This window comes from Kitasatospora sp. NPDC056731 (assembly GCF_040687675.1).
Taxonomy (GTDB): domain Bacteria; phylum Actinomycetota; class Actinomycetes; order Streptomycetales; family Streptomycetaceae; genus Kitasatospora.
Window position 1 is genome coordinate 77,414 of the sequence record NZ_JBFBNR010000019.1, and the last position, 15,072, is coordinate 92,485.

A 15,072-nucleotide genomic window follows, 5' to 3' on the forward strand; every position below is an offset into this window, starting at 1 on the left:
CCTCCGGCGGCGGGTGTGAGGACGGGCCAGGGCGAGTACGAGGAGGACAGCGGTGGGCGGAGCGGACGGCAGCGCGGCGGGTGGCGGCGCGCGGATGCCCCGGCTGCGCCTGGACGAGCTGCTGGAGGAGCTCCAGTGGCGGATCGACGCGGCGCGCGGCACCCAGAACCGGGTGCACAGCCTGTTGGAGGCGGTGCTCGCGGTCGGCCGGGAGCTGGACCTCGCCCAGGCGCTGCACCGGATCGTCGAGGCCGCCGCCGACCTGGTGGACGCCCGTTACGCCGCGCTCGGGGTGATCGGCCCGGACGGGCACTCGTTGTCGCAGTTCCTGACGGTGGGGATGTCCGAGGAGGAGATCGCCGAGATCGGCCCGCCGCCGTCCGGCCGGGGCATCCTCGGCGAGTTGATCCGCGACCCGCAGCCGCTGCGCTGCCCGGTGCTGTCCGAGCACCCGGCCTCGGCGGGCTTCCCGCCGAACCATCCGCCGATGCACACCTTCCTCGGGGTGCCGGTGCGGGTGCACGGCGAGGTGTTCGGGAACCTGTACCTCACCGACAAGCGCGGCGGGCTGGACTTCGACACCGACGACGAGGCGGTGATCTCCACCCTGGCGGTCGCGGCCGGGGTGGCGATCGACAACGCCCGGCTGTACGAGGAGGCGCAGCTGCGCCAGCGCTGGCTCCGGGCCAGCGCGGAGATCAGCCGCAGCCTGCTGTCGGGCGCGCCCCGGCTGGAGGTGGTGGAGCTGATCGCCCGCCGGGCCGGGGAGATCGCCGGCGCCGAGCTGGCCGACGTCTCGGTGGCGCTGGACGGTCCGCAGGAGCGGGCGGAGGAGCTGACGGTGGAGGTCGCGCTGGGCGGCGCGCCGGCCGCGCGGCTGGGGGTGACGGTGCCGGTGGACGGCACGCTGTCGGGCGCCGCGTACGCCTCCGGTTCGCCGGTGACCAGCGACGACCTGGCCTGCGACGCCCGCTACCCGGCGGGCCCGGCGGGGCGCTTCGACGGGCTGGGCCCGGCGGTCGCGGTGCCGCTGGGCACCGGGGCGGGGTACGGGCGGGGCGTGCTGCTGCTGGCCCGCGCGGCCGGGCAGCCGGCCTTCGGGCCGGACGAGACCGGGCCGCTGCTGGGCTTCGCGGACCAGGCGGCGCTGGCCCTGGAGCTGGCCGAGCGGCGGCGTGACGCCGAGCACCTGACGCTGCTGGAGGACCGTGACCGGATCGCCCGGGACCTGCACGACCTGGCGATCCAGCGGCTGTTCGCGACCGGGATGACGTTGCAGAGCGCGGGCCGGCTGATCGACAGCCCGGCCGCCGCCGACCGGGTCGCCCGCGCGGTGGCGGACCTGGACGAGACCATCAAGATCATCCGGTCGACGATCTTCGGGCTGCGCGCCCACAGCGAGCCCGACCGGGGCCTGCGCGCCCGCGCCACCCGCGTCGTCGCCGAGGCGCAGGGGACGCTCGGCTTCGCGCCCCGGCTGAGCATGGAGGGCCTGCTGGACACCGACGTGCCGCAGGAACTGGCCGACCACGCGGTGGCCGTCCTCGGCGAGGCGCTCAGCAACGCCGCCCGGCACGCGCGGGCGGGCCGGGTGGAGGTGACGCTGCGGGCGCTCGCCGGGCGGGTGGCCCTGGTGGTGGCCGACGACGGGGTGGGCGTGCCCGAGGGCGGCCGGCGCAGCGGGCTGCGCAACCTCGCCGAGCGGGCCGAGCGGGTGGGCGGCACCTTCACGGTCGAGCCCGCCGAGGGCGGCGGCACCCGGCTCTCCTGGGAGGCCCCGCTCGGCTCCTGACGTGCCGTCACCGGGCTGTCGCCGGGCCTTCGCCCACGCCGCTCCGCGCCCTTGCGTGCGCCGTCCCTACTCGAACGACCGAACGCCCTCGGGCGGGTTCACACGTCGAGCACGCCCCCCTCGAAGAACGCTCTCAACATCCATTGTCGCCACGCATGTTCGACGGTAGAGTCGCCGTTCGCCGAGCACGGATGAGCATTCGACAGCATCATTTGGGGCGGCCATGTCAATTAATCAGGACACCCTCCAGGTCGCTCCCGACCTGATCCACGCGTTCACAAAAATGGCACGCCGCAATCCCCGACACCCCGCGATCGTCCAGCGGGGGCGCACCCTCGACTACGGCCGGCTCGCAGAGCTGGCGAACACCCTGGCCAGGCGCCTGGGACCGGACCCCGGCACGGTCTGCGTGCCGGCCGTCCACACGGCCGAAACGGTGGTCGCACTTCTCGGCGTGCTGACCGCCGGAGGTACGTACTGCCCGATCGATCCGGCATTCCCGGAGGCCCGTCGACACGCCATGGCGACGGCCGCGAACTGCCGCACGGCGATACTCGGCGAAGCCGTCGCGGACCACCAACTCGGCACTCGATTAGTGGAGTTACCCGCCCTCTCGGAATTCCCCGGAGAACCGCCCGGAACCCTTCCGGCGGACCGCGCCGCAAGCGGCCCGGAACATCCGGCCTACATTCTCTTCACGTCGGGTTCGACCGGGCAGCCGAAACCCGTCGCCACTCCCCGCCGGGCCGTCGCGGCCACGGCCCACGCACTGCGCGAGCTCTTCCACCTCACCCCCCAGGACCGGGTGCTCCAGTTCGCCTCGCTCAACTGGGACACCTGCTTCGAGGAGATCCTCCCGGCACTCACCGCGGGCGCCACCCTCGTCCTCGACCCCGACGCGCACTGCGGATCGTTCCCGCGCTTCCTGCGGATGGTCGAGCGCGAGCGGATCACCGTCCTGGACCTGCCGACCGCCTTCTGGCACGAGCTCGTCCACCACCTGGTCGACGACCGGGCCGAACTGCCGCCCTGCGTCCGGCTCCTGGTGATCGGCGGGGAGGCCGTCCAACCGGCCCGGCTGGACGACTGGGCCCGGCTGGACACCGGACGGATCCGGCTGCTGAACACCTACGGCTGCACCGAGACCACCCAGATCACCCACGCCGTCGACCTGTCCGGACCGCTCGCCCGCGAACCGGTCGGGCCCGGCGCCCACCGCGCACCGGCCGCCCGCGCGCCGATCGGCCACGCACCGATCCGCCCCGCACCGATCCGCCCCGCACCGATCGGCCACGCCCTGCCGCACGTCATCGAACGCCTCGGCGAGCAGGGCGAGTTGCTGATCGGCGGGCCCGGCCTCGCGCTCGGCTACCCCGGCCTGCCCGAGGCGACGGCGGCCCGGTTCACCACCGTCGACGGCGAGCGGTACTTCCGCACCGGCGACCGGGTGAGCCGCGGCCCGGACGGCCTGCTCACCCACCAGGGCCGCCTGGACGGCGAATTGAAGGTGCGCGGCGTCCGGGTGGACCCGGCAGAGGTCGAGGCGCACCTCACCGGCCACCCCGAGGTGACCGCGGCCGCCGTCACCGGTGCCACCCTGGCCGGCCGCACCACGCTGCTCGCGTACGTCGTGGCACGCCGGCACACCTCCCCGCCGGACCTGGCCGGCGAGTTGCTGTCGTACCTGCGGGCCCGGGTGCCCGGCCACCTCGTGCCCGGACGGATCACCGTCGTCCCCCGGCTCGTGCACACCCCCAGCGGCAAGGTCGACCGGGCCGGCTGCCACCTGCGCTACGGCGCCCACGACAGGTCGAAGGAGACCTCCGTTGAGCACTGACCTCACCACCCCCGCCACCCCGCAGGACCTGGTGGCCGTCTTCCGGCGCGTGCTGGAACGCGACGACGTGGCGCCCGACTCCGACTTCTTCGACCTCGGCGGCGACTCGCTGATCGCCACCCGGGTGCTGAGCGCCGTCGCGCGCGGCTACGCCGTCGAGCTCACCTTCGACGAGTTCCTGCTCGCGCCCACCCCCACCGCGCTCGCGCGCAGAATCACGGCCGCGAGATGAACGACCACCCGTCCGACGACGACCCGTTCAACGGCCAGCAGTTCAACGGCCGGCAGTTCAACGACCATCAGCCCGCAGGCACCGCCGTCGTGGTCGGCGCCGGACTGGCCGGGCTCACCGCCGCCACCGGGCTGGCAGCGCACGGCTTCGACGTGACCGTCCTGGAGGCCCGGGACCGGGTCGGCGGGCGCACCCACGGCATCGAGGCCGCCCCCGGCGTCCTGGTCGACGCCGGCGCCGCCTACCTGGGCGACCGGCACACCGAACTCCGCGCTGCGATGGACGAGTTGGGTCTCAAGACCACCCCCACCACGATGTCCGGTGCCAGCCGGTTCGCGCTCGGCAGCGACAGCGGCACCGAACCCGGTACCGGCACCGACGCCGCGACCCGCGACGGCCGGTTCCCGCCGCTCGACGGCGTCGCGCTCGGCGACCTGTTCGACCGGCTGTCCGAACTCACCGCCGCCGTACGGCCGGAGGCGCCCTGGCTCACCCCGGACGCCGAACGCCTGGACGCCCTGACCGCCGCCGAGTGGGCCGAGCAGCACCTCACCCACCCCGACGCCCGGCTGTTCTTCCCGCTGTTCCTGGGCGAGATGACGGCCGCCGACCCGGCCGACATCTCCGTCCTCCACCTCGCCTTCTACCTGCGCTCCGGCGGCGGCCTGCGCTACCTCAACGCCTTCGCCGGCGGCGCCCAGCAGGACCGGATCGCCGGCGGCGCCCACCAGGTGTGCGAGCGGCTGGCCGAGCGCCTGGGCCGCCGGGTACGGCTGGGCGAGCCGGTCCGGGCCGTCCACCAGGGCGCCGACGCCGTCACCGTGCACACCGACCGCGGCGAACACCGCGCGGACGTCGCCGTCATGGCGCTGCCGCCGCTGCTCGCCGACGCGATCGACTACCGGCCCGGCCTGCCGGTGCGCCGGGCCGGCGAGCGCACCGCGCGCGGCTGCGCGGTCAAGGTCCACCTGGTCTACCCGGCGCCGCTGTGGCGCGACCACGGCCTGTCCGGCTGGTCGGTCAACGCCCGGGGGCCGCTGCTCTCCACCGTGGACGACTCCCCCGCCGAGGCCGGCATCGGCGTCCTGACCGGCTTCGTCACCGGCGCCGAGGCGCACCGCTTCGCCGCCCTCACCCCGCGGCAGCAACGCGCGGCGGCCGTCGGGCAGGCCGCGCAGCTCTTCCCGATGCTCCCCGAGTCGACCGCCTGCCACGTCACCGACTGGCTCAACGACCCGTACAGCCAGGGCTGTTACGCCGCCCTGCTGGGGCCCGGCGACTGGCCGCGGCTCGGCCCGGCGCTGACCGCGCCGCACCACCGGGTGCACTGGGCCGGCACCGAGACCAGCACCGCGTACTTCGGGCTGATGGAGGGCGCGATCCGCTCCGGCCACCGGGTCGTCGCCGACGTCCTCGCCCGCGCCTGAAACCAGCGCCCGACGCCCGCACCCGACGCTTTCCCCCCGCCTTTCCCCCTCCCCGGCGCCGGTTCCACGAGAACCCGCGCCCGGCACCCCCCTCGGGAGACCCCCCATGAGCGACCGCAGTTCCATCGCGCCCCTCGCCGTCAGACAGCGGCTGATGACCGAACCCGCTCTGGGCGCGGGCAACTTCCTCGACCACGCCCTCGCGGCCAACCCGCACCGCGCCGTCCCCTCCGTCTTCACCCACCGCACCGACCACCGCGGCGAGGTCGTGCTGCGCGGCCACAGCCTGCTCGACCTGGCCGCGCTGCGCGACCGCTACGCCGCCTGGTACCACGCCAACGGGGTGCGCCCCGGCGAGCCGGTGGGCGTCGTGGTCGGCGAGGGCCTGGAACCGCTGCTGCACTTCCTCGCGCTGACCTCGCTGGGCGCCGTCCCCGCGCTGGTCAACGACGCGATGCGGCACGACGTGCTGGTCCGCTACCTGGACCACGTCGGCGTGGTCGGCGTGGTCGCCGACGACCCCACCCGGCTGGCCGCCGCCTACCGCGAGGACCCGGGCCGCCGCCCGCGCTTCCTCGCCCTGGCCGCCGAGGTGCAGGCCTTCGACGCCGACGCCGTCGAGCTGCCCGCCGACCACCCGTACCGGCACGCCCCGGACGACGTGGTGGCGCTGATCCACTCCTCCGGCACCACCGGCACCCCCAAGTCCACGATGCTGGCGCACCGCCAGTTCTGGGACGGCAAGCAGCCGCGCATGGAGCGCTTCCCCGCCGAGCCGTACGACCGGCTGATGTCGCTGATGCCGCACACCCACGCCGGCGGGCTCAGCTACTTCCTCACCGCGACCCTGCTCGGCCTGCCCACCGTGGTGATGTCCGACTGGCGGCGCGCCGTCGTCGAGCCGGTGATGGAGGCCTTCCAGCCGACCATGGTCGCCTCCTTCCCCCGGACCTTCGTCGAGCTGGCCACCGGCGACCTCCCGGTCCGCGGCGCGGCCCGGGTGCACTCCTGGTTCAACACCGGCGACAGCGCGCACCACGGGCACATCCGCCGCCTCGTGACGCTCGGCGAGCGGCCGGCCGGGCTGATCCGCCCCTGGCTGCTGCCGCAGGACCTCGCCGACCAACCCGTGCTGCCCGGTTCGCAGTTCGTCGACGGCCTGGGCTCCTCCGAGATGGGCATGGCGCTCTTCGGCCAGGTGACCACCCCGGAGAGCGCCCGCGACGACCGCTGCGTCGGCAGGCCGCTGGAGGTGGTCCTGAAGGCCGCCGTGCTCGACCAGGACGGCACCGAACTCCCGGACGGCACGGTCGGGTTGCTCGGCGTGGTCAGCCCCTCCCGAACCCCGGGCTACTGGCACGACCGGCGGCTGACCGAGAGCTTCGAGCTGGCCGGTTACTGGCTCACCGGCGACGTTGCCCGCCGCTCGCCCGACGGCCGGTTCTACCACCTCGACCGCACGGTGGACGTCATCGACACCGCCGACGGCCCGGTCTACAGCCTGCCGATCGAGGAGGTGCTGCTCGCCGACTGCGCCGACCTGGTGCAGGACTGCTCGGTGGTCGGCGTGCCCGGGGCGGCCGGAGAGGGCCAACGCCCGGTCGCCGTCGTCCGGTTGCAGGCCGGGGCCGGAGGGGACACCGGGGCCGGCGCCGAGGAGGTGCAGGACGCGGCGAACAAGGCGCTGGCCGCGGCCGGGCTGGCCGCGCTCGCCGCCGTCCGGATCGCCCGCACGCCGCAGGACTTCCCGCTCGGGCCGACCGGCAAGGTGCTCAAGCGCGAGCTGCGCACCCGCTTCGCCGGCCTCTTCACCGACCCGCGAACCGCGTCCCGAACCGACCCGCAGGCCGCCCCACAAGCCGACCCGCAAACCGGCCCCTCCGCCGGCCAGTAGCCGGCCATGGACCACCCCGTGATCCGCCAGCCGTACACGTACGCGCGGACGGCGCTGGTCGAGCCGGACTGGCGGCGGCTGCCGGGCTGGCGCCACGTCACCGAGGCGCAGTGGCGCGACGCCCAGTGGCAGCGGGCCCACTCGGTGAAGACCGCCCGGCAGCTGCGGGCCGTCGTCGGCGACCGGCTCTCCGACCACTTCTACCAGGAACTCGCCGCCGACCAGGCCGGGTTCGCCACCATGCCGATGCTGCTGCCGCCGCAGCTGCTGAACACCATGGCCCCGGACGCCCCGGACGCCCCGGCCGACCCGCAGGCCTTCACCGAGGCGTTCCTGGCCGACCCGGTGCGCCGCTACATGCTGCCGGTGCGCACCGACCGGCACCCGCACTGGCCCAGCCACCCCCGGGCCGAACGGGACTCGCTGCACGAGGCGGACATGTGGGCCGTCGAGGGTCTGACGCACCGTTACCCCACCAAGGTGCTGGCCGAGTTGACGGCCACCTGCCCGCAGTACTGCGGCCAGTGCACCCGGATGGACCTGGTCGGCACCTCGACGCCCCAGGTGGCCAAGACCCGGCTGCTGCTGCGCCCGGCCGACCGGCAGGAGCAGATGCTCGACTACCTCAAGCGCACCCCCGCCGTACGCGACGTGGTGCTGTCCGGCGGCGACCTCGCCAACGTCCCCTGGCCCCGGCTGGAGTCCTTCCTGCTGCGGCTGCTGGACCTCGGCACCGTCCGGGACATCCGGCTGGCCAGCAAGGCCGTGGTCGGCCTGCCCCAGCACTGGCTGCAACCACAGCTGCTGGACGGCCTGGCCCGGGTCGCCGAACTGGCCGCCCGCCGCGCGGTCAACCTGGCCGTGCACACCCACGCCAACCACGTGCGCTCGATCACCCCGTTGGTCGCCGAGGCGGCCCGGGCCCTGCTGGACGCGGGCGTGCGGGACGTCCGCAACCAGGGCGTGCTGATGCGGGGCGTCAACGACACCCCCGAGGACCTGCTCGACCTCTGCTTCGCCCTCCAGGGCGAGGCGAACATCCTGCCGTACTACTTCTACCTCTGCGACGTGATCCCGGGCGCCGAGCACTGGCGGACGCCGCTGCACCAGGCGCAGCGCCTCCAGGAGGCGATCATGGGCTACCTGCCCGGCTACGCGACCCCGCGCCTGGTCTGCGACGTCCCGCACGTCGGCAAGCGCTGGGTGCACCAGGCGGTGGCCTACGACCGCGAGCTCGGCATCTCGTACTGGACCAAGAACTACCGCACCGGCCTGGAGAGCGGCGACGGCGGCCAGGACGCCCCGCTCGACCGGCGCCACCCCTACTACGACCCGGTGGACACCCTCCCGGAGACCGGCCGCCGCTGGTGGTCCGGGCCGCCCACCGCACGAGGAGCGCGATGAGCACCCCCGACCCGAGCCCCGACCCGAGCCCCAGCCCGAACCCCGGCCGGAGCCCCGCCGCGAGCCCCGCCCCTCCCCGGGACGGCGAACTGCGCCGCCTGTGCTGGATCTTCCCCGACCGGGAGTCCTCCCGGATGGCCGCGATGTGGCACGGCTTCTTCTGGGACCTCTACGCCGAGAGCGCCGCCGACCTCGGCCTGCGCTGGACCAGGCACGCCCCGGAGGCCGTCACGGTGGACGCCACCGGGCCCGGCCGCCCCCGGGTCTACGTGGACGACGAGCCGGTCACCCCCGAGGACACCCTGTTCATCACCGCGCTCTACTCGCTGCCGTACCAGTCGATGGACGTCTTCAACCAGTACGCGCTGTACGCGGTGCTCGAACAGGCCGGGTTCTACCTGCCGTTCCCCCCGCAGGTCTCGCTGATCGGCAACGACAAGCTGGCCACCCTGCTGTTCCTGGGCGGCTCCCCGGTGCCGACCATCCCGACGGTGCGGATCGGCACCGGCCGGGACATCAGCAAGCACGGCTACGAGGTGGGCCTGCGGAACATGACCTACCCCGCGATCGTCAAACCCGCCGGCTGGTGCGGCGGCGGCGGGATCAACCTGGCCCGCGGCCCCGAGGACGTCCGGGGCCTGGCCAGCCTCGCCCAGGGCGGCGACACCACGCTCGTGGTCCAGCCCTACCTGGGCGACGGCACGATCGACTACCGGGTGTACGTCGTCGACGGCGAGCCGTACGCGGTGATGAAGCGGACCCCGGAGCCCGGCTCCCCGGTCGCCAACGCCAGCCGGGGCGGCGCCATGGAGTTCCCCCCGGTGCCGCCCGAACTCGCCGCCGCCACCGCCTGGTTCGCCGAGCGGCTGCCGATCCCGTTCTTCTGCGTCGACTTCCTGTACGACGGCGAGCGGTACTGGTTCTCCGAACTGGAACCGGACGGCGTGATCGCCCCCGACCTCACCGACCCGGACCGCACCCTCCAACGGGACGTCACCCGCGCCCGCTTCGCCGCCTACCGCGACGGCCACGCCAAGTGGCTCGCGGACGGCGCCCGCCCGCTCACCCTCGACCCCGCCCGAAGCCCCGCCCACAGCCCCGCCCACAGCCCCACCCGAAGCCCCTCCCACACCCAAACCCTCGACCCCCGGACGGACTCCCGATGACCGCCTCCTTCTCCCTGCCCCCCGAGACCGCCGTGCCCCGCCTGCACGTGGCCCGGCGCACCCTGGAGCGGCTGCGCAGCGTCCCCGCCCTGGCCCCGCGCTACGCCAGCCACGTCAACATCCACACCCTCGACCGGCTCGCCACGCTCCCGCCCCTGGCCAAGGACGACCTCAACACCGCCCTCGCCCACCTGGAGCCCGCCGCCGACCAGGCCGCCACCTGGCTGTTCCAGAGCGGCGGCAGCACCGGCGCCCCCCAGGTCGGCTACGCCCCCACCGGCTTCTACATGGCCGGCGTGCACGCCCACTGGCAGCCGCTCGACCGGACGGACGTCTTCGTCAACGCCTGGGGCGCCGGCCGGATGTGGGGCGCGCACTTCCTCGCCGCCGCGCTCGCCGACCTCTCCGGCTGCCGGATCATCGCGCTCGGCTCGGTCGCCGCCGAGGAGTACGGCGACTGGCTGGCCTTCCTGGCCGCGCGCCGGGTGACGGCCATCGGCGGGACGCCCAGCGTGCTGCGGCTCTGGTTCGCACACGCCCGCGCCGCCGGCATCCGACTCCCCTTCCTGCGCAAGGTGTTGTGGCTCGGCGAGGCCTGGCAGCCCCAACTCGCCGAGGACTTGGCCGTGGTGGCGCCCGAGGCGCAGCGCTGGGGCATGTTCGGCAGCACCGAGACCTGGGTGGTGGCCACCAACACCCCCGACTGCCCGGCCGACACCTTCCACCCGCTGCCCGACCAGCTGGTCCACGCCGACGCCGACGGCCTGCTCGACTTCACCACCCTCAACCCCGAGATGCTCAACCCCGTGCTGCGCTACCGCACCGGCGACGCGGGCGAGTTGACCGACTGCCCGTGCGGGAGGCCGGGCCCGGCGATGCGGGTGCTGGGCCGGCGCGACAGCGTCGTCCAGGTCCGCGGCCTCGGGCTGGACGTGGCCGAGCTGATCGCCCGGGCCGAGCGCGAACCGGGCGTGGCCCGGGCCCAGGTGGTGCTGACCGAACAGCGCGGCCGGGCCACCGGGGTGGAGGTCCTGCTGCTCACCGGCGGCCCGGGCGCCGCGCCCGACGCCGAGCGGCTGCGCAAGGAACTGTTCACCGCCACCTTCACGCTCAGCACCGCCTTCCAGCACGACCCGGAGTCCTTCCGGGTGCGGCCGGTCGAGGAGCTGATCAGCAACGGCCGCACCGGCAAGACCGCCGGGCTGGTCCTGCGGGAGGGCGCGTGAAGTCCGACCCGGCGGGAGGCGGGGTGACGTCCGACCCGGCGGGAGGCGGGACGGCACCCATCCGGCCGGCGCCGCTGGGCCGGGGCTTCGACCTGTTCTGGGCCGGGCAGACCGTCAGCCTGGTCGGCGACAAGGTCACCGTGTTCGTCGTCCCGACCCTGATGATCTTCGTCCTGCACGCCTCCGCCCTCCAGGTCGGCGTGGTGGCGATGGCCCAGTACCTCGGCATCCCGCTGCTCGGGCCGGTCGCCGGAGTGCTGGTCGACCGCTGGGACAAGCGCCGCACCATGCTCGGCTGCGACCTCGTCCGGCTGGCGGCGGTGGCGGCGATCCCGCTCGCGTACTGGCTCGACGTGCTGTCCACCCCGCTGCTGTTCGGCTGCGTGGCGGTGATCAGCGGCGCGACGATCTTCTTCAACGTCGGCTACCTGGTCGCCGTCCCCGCCGTGGTGCCCGAGGACGGCATGGTCCGCGCGTACTCCCGGCTGGAGGGCAGCGGCTCGGTCGCCGAGGTCGCCGGCCCCTCCATCGCCGCCGCCCTGTACAGCGCGCTCGGGGTGGCCGCCCTGCTGGTCGACGCGGCCAGCTACCTGGTCTCGGCCGTCTGCTTCCGGTACATGAGCCCCTGGGGCGAGCGGACGGTCGAGGACGGCTCGATCCGGGAGCGGCTGACCCTCGGCTTCCGGCTCAACTGGGCCGACCCGGTGCTGCGCCGGGTGGTGCTGGCGGCCGTCACGCTCAACTGCGGCGGGCCGGTCTTCGTCACCGTCCTGCCCGTCCTCGCCTACCGGGGCCTGGGCGTGACGGTCGGCGCCTTCGGCGCGGCCATGTCGGTGGCCGCGCTCGGCGCGCTGATCGGTGCCCTCGTCGCCCCGCGGCTCAGCCGGCGGTTCGGCCTGGGGCGGACGATGGCCTGGTCGCTGCTGCTGCACTGCCTGGCCGGCCTCGGCCTGCTCGCCGCGCCCGCGCTGCCGCCCGGGCCGGTGATCGCGGTGACCATGGGCTGCTACGGGTTCTTCATGTCCTGCATCAACGTGTGCAGCGCGCCCACCCGGCAGGCCCGGATGACCGCCCGCAACCAGGGCGTCATGCACGCCGCCTTCCGGACCGTCACCTGGGGCGTGATCCCGCTCGCCGCGCTGGTCGGCGGCCTGGCCGTCACCCTGCTCACCGGCCCGCTGGGCATCCTGGACGCGGCCCGGGCGGTGATGGCGGGCGGCACCCTGCTGGCCGCCTGCTCCTTCCTCCCCGCCCTCGGCCTCCAGCCGCTGCTGGACGCCGCCGGGCGCGAGGCCGCCGCCCCCGGGGAGCTCGCGGAGAGCGCGTCGTGAGCGCCGCGAACGCCGTGAGCAATGTGAACGCCGGGAGAGCCGACGGCAAGGTCCTGCTGATCACCGGGACGTCCTCCGGCATCGGCCTGGCCACCGCCGTCGCAGCGGCCCGGGCCGGGTACCGCACGGTGGCCACCCTGCGCGAACCCGGCCGCGCCGGGGAGCTCCGGCGGGCCGCCGAGGCCGCCGGCGTCACCGTGGACGTCCGCCGCCTCGACGTCACCGACCCCGGCTCGATCGCCGCCTGCCTGGACGGCGTGGCCCGGACGTACGGGCGGCTGGACGCCGTGGTCAACAACGCGGGCGTCTCCAACTCCGACCCGACCCTGGAGATGTCCACCGACGCGGCGCTGCGGGCCAACCTGGAGGTCAACTTCTTCGGGGTGGCCGCCGTCAGCCGGGCCGCGCTGCCGCTGCTGCGGGCCGCCGCAGGCCGCCTGGTCGCCGTCGGCAGCGTGCACGGCGTGGTCGGCCAGCCGTTCAACGAGGCGTACTGCGCCGCCAAGTTCGCCGTCGAGGGGTTCCTGGAGGCGCTCGCCCCGGTCGCGGCGGCGCACGGCGTCCAGGTCTCGGTGGTCGTCCCCGGCTACGTCCCGGACACCCGGTTCGGGGTCTTCCCGGACATCGACCGCGGCACCATCCAGGCCGCCTCCGGCCCGTACGCGCCCACCTTCGCCGGCTACCTGGACTGGGTCGGCGGCCAGGGCTGGGAGTCGGCCGGCCAGCCCGCCCGGGAGGTCGCCGAGGTCGTCGTACGGACCCTGCTCGCCGACCGGCCGCCCTTCCGGGTGCCCGCCAACCAGTGGGCCGCCGACTACCTGGCCGCCAAACTCGCCGACCCGGACGGCTCCACCGTCCAGTCCCTCGCCCGGACCTGGCTCGGGCAGCCCGACGCACGCCGCGAAGCACGAGCCGAAGCACGAGTCGAAGCACCCCCCGCAGCACCCTCCTCCTGAGCAAGGGACCCGACCACCATGCCCGCCAAGCCCCTGGCCGAGCTGATCGCCTTCGCCCGCGCCAACTCGCCGTTCTACGCCGAGCTGTACCGCGACCTTCCCCCCGCGGCCGAGCGCCTCGACCAGCTCCCCGTCATCGACCAGGCCGCCTTCTGGGCCGCCAACACCTGGCCCGACAACCGCGTCCTGACCGGCCCGCTCAGCGACGCCGGCATCTACAAGACCGGCGGCACCACCGGCGTCCCCAAGTTCTCGCCCTGGACCCGCACCGAGCACGCCGACTCGGTCACCGCCTTCGGCGCCGGGCTCGTCCGGGCCGGCCTGCGGCCCGGACACCGGGTCGCCAACCTGTTCACGGCCGGCGAACTCTACGGCGGCTTCCTCTACATCGAGGGCGCCCTGCACCACGCACCCGTGGACAACGTCCGCCTGGGCGTCGGCGGCGCCGCCCCCGACCCGTACATCGCCGACCTCATCACCGGCTTCGGCGTGCACGTGCTGGCCGGCGAGCCGATGAAGCTCAGCGCCGTCGCCGAGTGCCTGGTCCAGCGCGGGGAGACGGCCGACGGGGTCGAACTGCTGCTGTTCGGCGGCGATCTGCTCTTCGCCGACCTGCGGCCGATCCTCGCCCGGGCCTTCCCCCACGCCGCCGTCGCCTCCGTCGGCTACGCCTCCAACGACGCCGGGCTGGTCGGCTCGCCCGTCCCCGGCGACGACGTCCGGGTGCACGAGGCCTTCGCGCACCGCACGGTGGTGGAGCTCGTCGACGACGTCACCGGCAAGACGATCACCACGCCCAGCACTCCCGGCCGGGTCGTCGTCACCAACCTGTTCCGCACCCTGATGCCGATCCTGCGCTACCCGACCGGCGACCGCGCCGAGTGGACCGACGCCCGCTGCCGCCGCTTCCGCCTGCTCGGCCGCTCCACCGAGGGCGCCCGGGTCGGAACCGTCGCCATGCCCACCGAGGAGATCCGGGCCGTCCTGCTCGCCGCCGACCCGGAGCGCCACATCACCGGCATGCAGCTCGTGCAGCGCCGCTGGGCCGGGCGCGACGGCCTGATCCTGCGCCTCGGCTACACCGGGCAGCGGCCGGGCCCCGAGCTCGCCGACCGGCTCGTCGAGGCCGTGTACACGGCCCGGCCGCTCTACCCCGACGAGGTCGCGCTGGGCAGCATCCACGACCTCGCGGTCGAGTGGGTGCCGCGCTCCGAACTGGTCACCAACCCGCGCACCGGCAAGCTCCAGCAGGTACTGGACGAGCGTCCGCAGTCCTGACCGGACGGTGACGGCGGGGGCCGGCGGTTACGGCGGGGGCCGGGCAGCGGCAGGGGGGAGGCCGGGCGCTCAGCCGGTCTGCGGCCGGCCCCCGATCACCACGCTCTGCCCGCGGAACTCGGCGATGACCTTCCCGTCCGCCCGCCGGACCGTCACGTCGTAGACCCCGCTGCGCCCGGCGCGCGACCGCTCCACCGCCTCCGCCACCAGTTCGTCCCCGACCGCCGCCGGGGCCAGGAAGACGACCTGCGCCGCCTGCGCGACCGTCACCGGGCCGTGGCTGTTGCAGGCGAACGCGAACGCGGCGTCGGCGAGCAGGAACAGGAAGCCGCCGTGCGCCGTCCCGTGGCCGTTCACCATCGTCGCGGCCACCGTCATCCGCGTCACCGCGCGGCCGGCGGACACCTCGTCCAGCGCGATGCCCAGCAGCCGGCAGGTCTCGTCCCGCGCGTAGAGGGCGGCGGTCCCGGGGTCGAGCATGGCGTCCTGTTCCCTCCGTCGACGGCGTCCGGGGCCAGCGTAGAGCACG

General features: G+C 74.8%; 12 protein-coding genes. 11 read left to right on the forward strand and 1 reads right to left on the reverse strand.

Translation table 11 applies throughout. The features are described from left to right. Positions 1-94: 94 nt before the first annotated feature. The 11 genes from AB0R04_RS21265 (at position 95) to AB0R04_RS21315 (ending at position 14,543) form a co-directional block, all read left to right on the forward strand. Positions 95-1,792, forward strand: coding sequence for a GAF domain-containing sensor histidine kinase (locus tag AB0R04_RS21265; RefSeq protein WP_363373498.1), 1,698 nt, complete (start codon positions 95-97; stop codon positions 1,790-1,792). Between the two features lie 223 nt (positions 1,793-2,015). Next, on the forward strand, positions 2,016-3,629 hold the full coding sequence (locus tag AB0R04_RS21270) for an amino acid adenylation domain-containing protein (RefSeq protein ID WP_363373348.1): 1,614 nt from the start codon (positions 2,016-2,018) through the stop codon (positions 3,627-3,629). Further along, positions 3,619-3,861: a phosphopantetheine-binding protein gene (locus tag AB0R04_RS21275; protein WP_063346173.1), complete on the forward strand. Its 243-nt coding sequence runs from the start codon at positions 3,619-3,621 to the stop codon at positions 3,859-3,861. The genes AB0R04_RS21270 and AB0R04_RS21275 overlap by 11 nt, the downstream gene beginning before the upstream one ends. After that, positions 3,858-5,288: an FAD-dependent oxidoreductase gene (locus AB0R04_RS21280; RefSeq protein WP_363373350.1), complete on the forward strand. Its 1,431-nt coding sequence runs from the start codon at positions 3,858-3,860 to the stop codon at positions 5,286-5,288. The genes AB0R04_RS21275 and AB0R04_RS21280 overlap by 4 nt, the downstream gene beginning before the upstream one ends. A gap of 106 nt (positions 5,289-5,394) precedes the next feature. Continuing rightward, complete coding sequence (locus tag AB0R04_RS21285; RefSeq protein WP_363373353.1) at positions 5,395-7,182, forward strand: class I adenylate-forming enzyme family protein; 1,788 nt, start codon at positions 5,395-5,397, stop codon at positions 7,180-7,182. A 6-nt stretch (positions 7,183-7,188) separates the two neighbouring features. Further along, a complete protein-coding gene (locus AB0R04_RS21290) occupies positions 7,189-8,586 on the forward strand; it encodes a lysine 2,3-aminomutase (RefSeq protein WP_363373354.1) in 1,398 nt (465 codons plus the stop codon). Next, positions 8,583-9,752, forward strand: a complete 1,170-nt coding sequence (locus tag AB0R04_RS21295) for a hypothetical protein (RefSeq protein ID WP_363373357.1) — start codon at positions 8,583-8,585, stop codon at positions 9,750-9,752. Before AB0R04_RS21290 ends, AB0R04_RS21295 begins: the two co-directional genes overlap by 4 nt. Then, positions 9,749-10,978, forward strand: coding sequence for an AMP-binding protein (locus AB0R04_RS21300; protein ID WP_363373359.1), 1,230 nt, complete (start codon positions 9,749-9,751; stop codon positions 10,976-10,978). Before AB0R04_RS21295 ends, AB0R04_RS21300 begins: the two co-directional genes overlap by 4 nt. Beyond that, positions 10,975-12,309 (forward strand): MFS transporter, encoded by a 1,335-nt coding sequence (locus AB0R04_RS21305; RefSeq protein ID WP_363373361.1) that lies wholly within the window; start codon positions 10,975-10,977, stop codon positions 12,307-12,309. The genes AB0R04_RS21300 and AB0R04_RS21305 overlap by 4 nt, the downstream gene beginning before the upstream one ends. After that, the gene (locus AB0R04_RS21310; protein ID WP_363373364.1) at positions 12,306-13,265 is read left to right on the forward strand and encodes an SDR family NAD(P)-dependent oxidoreductase; all 960 of its coding nucleotides are present in this window, start codon (positions 12,306-12,308) and stop codon (positions 13,263-13,265) included. The genes AB0R04_RS21305 and AB0R04_RS21310 overlap by 4 nt, the downstream gene beginning before the upstream one ends. Before the next feature lie 18 nt (positions 13,266-13,283). Beyond that, positions 13,284-14,543: a phenylacetate--CoA ligase family protein gene (locus AB0R04_RS21315; protein WP_363373367.1), complete on the forward strand. Its 1,260-nt coding sequence runs from the start codon at positions 13,284-13,286 to the stop codon at positions 14,541-14,543. 69 nt (positions 14,544-14,612) lie between these two features. Here AB0R04_RS21315 and paaI read toward each other — a convergent pair whose 3' ends face one another. Further along, the gene (gene paaI / locus AB0R04_RS21320; protein ID WP_063346181.1) at positions 14,613-15,023 is read right to left on the reverse strand and encodes a hydroxyphenylacetyl-CoA thioesterase PaaI; all 411 of its coding nucleotides are present in this window, start codon (positions 15,021-15,023) and stop codon (positions 14,613-14,615) included. Positions 15,024-15,072: the final 49 nt, after the last annotated feature.